The following is a 6,295-nucleotide window of genomic DNA, read 5'->3' on the forward strand; positions in this document are numbered from 1 at the left end:
CGGTCGGGTGAGAGTTCGGTGTATTCGAGCCCGATGAGGGCGTCGAAGCCCTTGCCCAGTTGATCGGCCAACGCGGCAGTGTCGATCCGCCCGTCACCRTTCGATGCCTGCTGTTCCCCGGAATCCACCATCACACTCTCCATCGGATCGCTGTGCGCTCTCGCGGCGCACCCGATCTCCTGCCTACACGACGGGAAGGGAGGCGGGAAAAGCAGGTGGGGCCAAACGGATCGGCGGGCCTCACACTGTGTCAGTGTGAGGCCCGCCGTGGGATGGACCTGGGAGTCACTGCAGCCCTCAGGACTCCGGCGCGGTCCGGTAGTTCGGTTCTCGGCGCCGGCATTTCTGCTCGGCGCCTGGAACGAGTATAGGCAAGGCTGCCCTAATTAAGCAAGCGCTTCCTGGCTTGCCCGAGCCGGCCGCAGCGCGGGCGCGTGATCCGGCTCTTCGAGCGGACCGGCACCCCGGCGGCCACGAAGGCGTCCAGGATCCCCTGCCCGCGGCGCTGCGCCGCCGCTTCGCCGCCACCGGCGAGGATCGGCACGTACGTCGCGGCTCCGAGCACGGCCTCCCCCACGAGTCCCCAGAAGCGGGACGCGTCGATCGGCGTCAGCCGGGCGATGGCGTCGAACACCGCGTGCAGCGACGTGAGACTGCGGTGCACCGTCCAGAGCAGCAGCGCCCGCTCGCAGGGCACGGTGACCGTCCGGGGTGCGCCGGCGTACGGGTCGTCCGGCAGCACGCGCATGGTGTCGTCGGCGACACCCGCCCAGTCGATGCCCTCGTCACTGTCCATGTGGATCCACAGGTTCTCGAGCCCCGGGTCCCACGCGCGGCCCTCCAGGACGACGAGCGCGGTGACGCGCCCGACCACGGCGTGTATGAGCGCGGTGGCCACCTGCATCGCGGCGACGTCCGGGTCGGGAACGTCCTCGAGCGAACGGGCCCACATCCGGGGCACCCGGTCGCCGTCGATGTCGTCCGCCAGCGACCACCACCGGCGTTTGCCCTCGTCTGCCATCGTCGCGACCGCGTACATGCGCGGATATTCGGCGTTCAGCGCGCGAAGTCGTGTGCAGGACATGTCCAGTGCGGTCGCGGGGGCGGACAGGGTCGAGGTCACCGTGCACTCCAATCGGTCGGGATGGAACACCACCAAACATAGGTGAGCCTAACCAAATATCAAGACTTGACATCATGTGATGTGAGGCACCCCCGTCGACCGCAACGCCCGGGACGTCCCGCCGGATGTGGCATCAGAGATAGGGTTCCGTAACCTAAGTAGTTGAATTCGGTGCAGATCCGGTGCACAGGCACACACGTCAGGAGCTTCCCCCGCCAGTGACGACGACGAGACAGTTCGGCAGCGACATCCCGCACCTGCCGACCGACGAGCCCTACGGGAAGCGCGACGTCCCGCGCGGTCCCGCCCCGCTGTACCTCCGGGCACTCGCGGGACTGCTCGACATCGGGATAGTGGCCATCCCCCTCGTCCTCGGCTGGTACATCGTCGAGTCCCTCCGCGACGACAACGGAGGCGGGCAGGCGGACCGGGTCGTGTTCGGCGGCGCCGCCGTCGCGATCGCCCTCGGACTGGCCCTGTGGAACCGCGGTTTCCGCGAAGGCAACACCGGCCAGAGTTCGGGCAAGGGCTGGGTCGGCCTGGTCACCCGCGACACCCACACCCAGGACGCGATCGGCCCGAAACGGTCGCTGCAGCGGGTGTTCCGGCGTTCCGGAACCGAGGTCGTGCGGGAGAGCACCGCGTCCGACGAGGGCTTCACCGTCCGCGAGAAGGACGTGTCGGTCGCGGCGATCCGGCGACGTCGGCTCGTCGGGCTGGGCGTCCTCGTGGTCCTGCTCGGGTTGGTGCTCCTCGCCAGCGTCGCCGTCGGGGCGCGGCCGCTGTCGTTCGCGGAGATCTTCCATGCACTGTTCGACGCGGACGGTTCGCAGACCGACATCATCGTGCGCACCCTCCGCGGCCCGCGCACCGCACTGGGACTCGTCGTCGGAATGGCGCTCGGTGTCGCGGGCGCCCTCATCCAGGGGCACACCCGCAACCCGCTCGCCGACGCGGGCCTCCTCGGTCTCAACGCGGGCGCCGCATTCCTCGTGGTGCTGTCGATGTACCTGTTCGGGTTCAGCGCGCCCAGCGAATACCTGTGGTTCGCGTTCGCCGGGTCGTTCGCGGCGAGCGTGATCGTGTTCGGGCTGTCATCGATCGGGAACGGGGCGGCGAGCCCGCTGAGCCTGGCCCTGGCCGGCGCCGCCGTCGCGTTCTTCCTGCAGGCGATGACCAACGCAATCATCATCGTCGACCAGTCCAGCCTCGACTCCTACCGCTTCTGGGTGGTCGGGTCGGTGGCCGGCCGCGGCTTCGACGTGCTGTGGCAGGTGCTGCCGTTCCTCGTCATCGGACTGATCCTCGCCCTCGTCAGCACACCGGGCCTGAACGTCCTCAGCCTCGGCGAGGACGTGGCACGGTCGCTGGGCACGAACATCGCGGCCAGCCGCGCACTCGGCATCGTCGCGATCACCCTCCTCACCGGTGCGGCCACCGCGGCGTGCGGTCCGATCGCATTCATCGGTCTCGTCGTCCCCCACGTCGCGCGGGCGATCACCGGCCCCGACTACCGGTGGCTGGTCCCCTACGCCGGGCTCCTCGGCGGCGTCATGCTCGTGACCGCCGACGTCATCGGACGCGTCGTGGTCCGGCCGGGTGAGCTGCAGGTGGGGATCGTGCTGGCCGTGTTCGGTGCACCGTTCTTCATCGCGTTGGTTCGGCGCAGAAAGTTGGCAAGCCTGTGAGCACTCGCGACGAAGTGCGCCCCGACCTCGGGGCCGCCCCGGCGTCCCGCGTCCCGGCCCGCCCCGCGTTCCGGCTCGGACCGATCTCCCTGGTCCTGCGCCCCCTCGGCATCGCCGTGAACGTGGCCCTGCTGGTGGCGCTGTTCCTGGTGCTGTGCCTCAACATCGGTCGCGGCGACTACCCGCTGTCGATCCCCGAGGTCACCCGGGTGCTGTTCGGCGGCGGCACGAAGGCCCAAAACTTCATCGTCATGGACCTCCGGCTGCCGCGGTCGCTGACCGGGGTGTTCATCGGCATGGCCCTCGGCCTGGCCGGCGCCATCACCCAGTCCATCGCCCGCAACGCCCTCGCCAGCCCGGACATTCTCGGCATCACGTCCGGTGCCAGCGCCGCCGCGGTCGCGCTGATCGTCCTCGGCGGCGGCGGCAGCTTCGTCGGCCTCCTCGCCACCCTGGGCATCCCGCTGGCCGCCCTGTTCGGCGGACTGCTCACCGCGCTGGTCATCTATATGCTCGCGTGGCGCGGCGGGGTGGAGGGTTACCGGCTGATCCTGATCGGCATCGGCATCAACGCCATGCTGATCGCCGTCACCGGCTGGCTGCTGATCTCCGCGGACATCAACGACGCGTCGCGGGCCCAGGTGTGGCTCAACGGGTCCCTCAACGGCGCCGCCTGGAGTCAGGTGTGGCCCGTCACCATCGCCGTCGTCCTCGTCGGCGGCTACGCGGTGATCTCGTCGTTCACGATGGGCGCCCTCCGCCTCGGCGACGACAACGCGGTGTCGCTGGGTGTGCGGCTGCAGTGGTCGCAGGCCCGGCTCCTGCTCATGTCCGTCGCCCTAGCCGGCATCGCGACCGCGGCAGCGGGTCCGGTCGGCTTCGTCGCGCTCGCCGCACCGCAGGTGGCGCTGCGGCTGGTGCGGTCCGCCGGCCCGCCGCTCATCGCGTCCGCCCTGACCGGCGCCGTGCTCGTGGTGGGCAGCGACGTCGTCGCCCGCACGATCCTGCCCGTCGAGCTGCCGGTGGGTATCGTCACCTCCGCACTCGGCGGTCCATTCCTGCTGTATCTGCTGGTGCGCAACAATCGGAAGGTCTCGGCATGACCGTGCAGACTGACTCTCGACTGATCGCCGAGAACCTGAGCCTCGGGTACGGCGACCGGGTCATCGTCGACAACCTCGACCTCGAGGTGAGGACCGGGGTGATCACCACCGTGATCGGGCCGAACGGCTGCGGCAAGTCCACCCTGCTGCGCGCGCTGGGGCGGCTGCTGAAGCCGCGCAACGGTTCGGTGCTGCTCGACGGCAAGGCCATCGGCTCGATGCGCACCAAGGACGTCGCCCGCACACTGGGCATGCTTCCCCAGGCGCCGCTGGCCCCCGAGGGGCTCACGGTGGCCGACCTGGTGGCCCGCGGCAGGCACCCGCACCAGTCGTGGCTGCGGCAGTGGTCGTCCGACGACGAGGGCGAGGTCGCCGAGGCGCTCGCGTTGACCGGGGTGTCCGATCTCGCGGACCGCCCCGTCGACCAACTGTCGGGTGGTCAGCGTCAGCGGGCCTGGATCTCGATGGCCCTCGCGCAGGGAACCGACATCCTCCTGCTCGACGAGCCCACCACCTACCTGGACCTGGCGCACTCGATCGAGGTGCTCGACCTGGTGGACCGGATGCATGAGGAGCTGGGCCGCACTGTGGTGATGGTGCTCCACGACCTGAACCTCGCGATCCGCTACAGCGATCAGCTGATCGTCATGCGGGACGGCACCATCGTCGCGGCCGGCGCGCCGAAGGACATCATCTCCGCCGAACTCCTGCTCGAGGTGTTCGGTCTCGAGGCCGCGGTCATCGCCGACCCGGTGTCCGATCGCCCGCTGGTGGTGCCGATCGGCACCCGCCACGTGTACGGCGCGGTCGGCGGACCGGAGCCGAAGTAGCGGCCGTCAGCGTCGGCCGCCGATCATCGTCCGCACCAGCCGGTAACTCTGTCCCAGCGACACCGTCGGCAGGTACGCCCTGCCGACGGCGTTGCCGATGCTCGGCAGGGCGGCCGGGTCGGCGAACGTCATGTGCATGGCCACGTACCGGGGCTGGAACTTCGACTTGAACGCCAGCAGCGAACGGAACCCGTACACCGGTTCCAGGGTCCGGCCGAGCAGATCGAGAACGCTGTCCATCACCGCCGACAGGCTCGACGACTCCGACCGTTCCTGCTCGTCGGCGTCGCCGTCCGGTTGTTCGACCTTGGCGAGCGGGGCGCCGGACAGGCTCAGGAACTGCGCCCCCTCCTCCTCCAGTTTCAGCGCCGCGGACGCGATGAGGAACTCCATCGCCGGCCGGAACCCTTCCGAGCGCCGCCGCATGAAGTCGAGGGTCCAGCCGACCACCCGCGCGTCCTGGTACACCGGCAACCAGGACGTGACGCCGTGGACGGTGCGGTCCTCGTCGACGGCGACCAGGCAGCGCACCTCCGGGTCGTCGACCTCGTCGAGTCCGCCGAGCGTGAACCCCATCTCGGGCATCCCCTTGTCGGCCACCCATTCCTCGGAGATCGCCGTGATCTGGTCGGTGATCGACCGGGGGGCGCTGGGGAAGCTGACCCATTCCGCGGTGATCCCCGACTTCTTCGCCTTGTTCAGGGCGGTCCGGACGTCCTGGAATCGCTTTCCGGTGAACGCGATCTGCCCCAGATCCAGCACCGTCTCCTCGGCGACCTGGATGCCGCTCCAGCCGAGGGCGTCCGTGACGGCGCGGACCTCCCCGGTCACCGAGTAGAAGCACGGGATCCACCCGTTGGCGGCGGCGAATTCGGCGAAGTGTTCGACGTTGTCCCGCAACCGGTCCGGCGGGCCGACCGGGTCGCCGGTGGTGAGCGCGACACCGGCGAAGACACGGTACGCGACGTAGCCGGTGCCGTCGGCGGAGAACCAGTAGTTGTTGCCGCGCCACGTCGTCATCCAGGACAGCGGGCTTCCGCTCCCCGACTTCAGCAGGGCGCGGGCCCGTTCGGCGGACTCCGAGTCCGATCCGATGGCGGGACTGAGGAACGTCGCGGCGACGAGCGCGCACGCCGCCACCCAGAACACCACCCCGGTCCACTCGTACAGCAGGGTCGCGGGAATGCTCACCGGCAGCAGCCGGGGGTCGAGCCACTGCAGGTACACGGGCGGGATGAGCCGCTCCGGGAAGTCGGCGAGCAGCGTCGCCATGCCGGGCCGGGGGTCGAAACCGTTCCGCGCCCACAGCCCGCCCAGGACGTAGAGGACGGCGAGCCCGCCCAGGACGGACACCAGGACGACGGCCAGCCGCCGGTAGGTGCCGGCCGGGGCGGAGACGTCGAAGAACCGCCGGGTGGCGAGCAGCACGATCAGGATCGCCAGCGGCGTCAGGAACGGCACCAGCGTCCGGTACAGGTTCGGGTCGGCGAGACCGTAGAACAGGGAGTCCTCGTCGAGGGAGTCGACGAACCGGACCGCGAAGTTCAGCAG

5 protein-coding genes and 1 pseudogene are annotated in these 6,295 nt (G+C 69.8%); 3 read left to right on the forward strand and 3 right to left on the reverse strand.

Features of this window, described 5'->3' with window-relative positions:
- Both AC1D1G_RS39915 and AC1D1G_RS39920 read right to left on the reverse strand, forming a co-directional pair.
- Window positions 1-131: pseudogene (locus AC1D1G_RS39915) on the reverse strand (thioesterase); the annotation flags it as partial.
- A 251-nt stretch (window positions 132-382) separates the two neighbouring features.
- On the reverse strand, window positions 383-1,156 hold the full coding sequence (locus tag AC1D1G_RS39920) for a hypothetical protein (protein WP_477956353.1): 774 nt from the start codon (window positions 1,154-1,156) through the stop codon (window positions 383-385).
- A gap of 185 nt (window positions 1,157-1,341) precedes the next feature.
- Between AC1D1G_RS39920 and AC1D1G_RS39925 the strand changes: the two genes are divergently transcribed.
- Genes AC1D1G_RS39925 through AC1D1G_RS39935 form a run of 3 tightly spaced genes read left to right on the forward strand, consistent with a single transcriptional unit; the run spans window position 1,342 to window position 4,744 of the window.
- A complete protein-coding gene (locus tag AC1D1G_RS39925; RefSeq protein WP_283332387.1) occupies window positions 1,342-2,811 on the forward strand; it encodes a FecCD family ABC transporter permease in 1,470 nt (489 codons plus the stop codon).
- Complete coding sequence (locus AC1D1G_RS39930; protein ID WP_283353635.1) at window positions 2,808-3,914, forward strand: FecCD family ABC transporter permease; 1,107 nt, start codon at window positions 2,808-2,810, stop codon at window positions 3,912-3,914. Before AC1D1G_RS39925 ends, AC1D1G_RS39930 begins: the two co-directional genes overlap by 4 nt.
- A complete protein-coding gene (locus tag AC1D1G_RS39935; RefSeq protein WP_283332385.1) occupies window positions 3,911-4,744 on the forward strand; it encodes an ABC transporter ATP-binding protein in 834 nt (277 codons plus the stop codon). The genes AC1D1G_RS39930 and AC1D1G_RS39935 overlap by 4 nt, the downstream gene beginning before the upstream one ends.
- A gap of 6 nt (window positions 4,745-4,750) precedes the next feature.
- Here the strand turns inward: AC1D1G_RS39935 and AC1D1G_RS39940 are convergent.
- The coding region (locus AC1D1G_RS39940; protein ID WP_477956354.1) for a bifunctional lysylphosphatidylglycerol flippase/synthetase MprF at window positions 4,751-6,295 on the reverse strand (1,545 nt) is incomplete at its 5' end.

This window comes from Rhodococcus sp. P3_B8 (assembly GCF_056402775.1).

Bases quoted from the DNA above. Each gene is read 5' to 3' on its own strand.
- AC1D1G_RS39935 (WP_283332385.1), top strand. From the start codon at position 3,911: ATGACCGTGCAGACTGACTCTCGACTGATCGCCGAGAACCTGAGCCTC.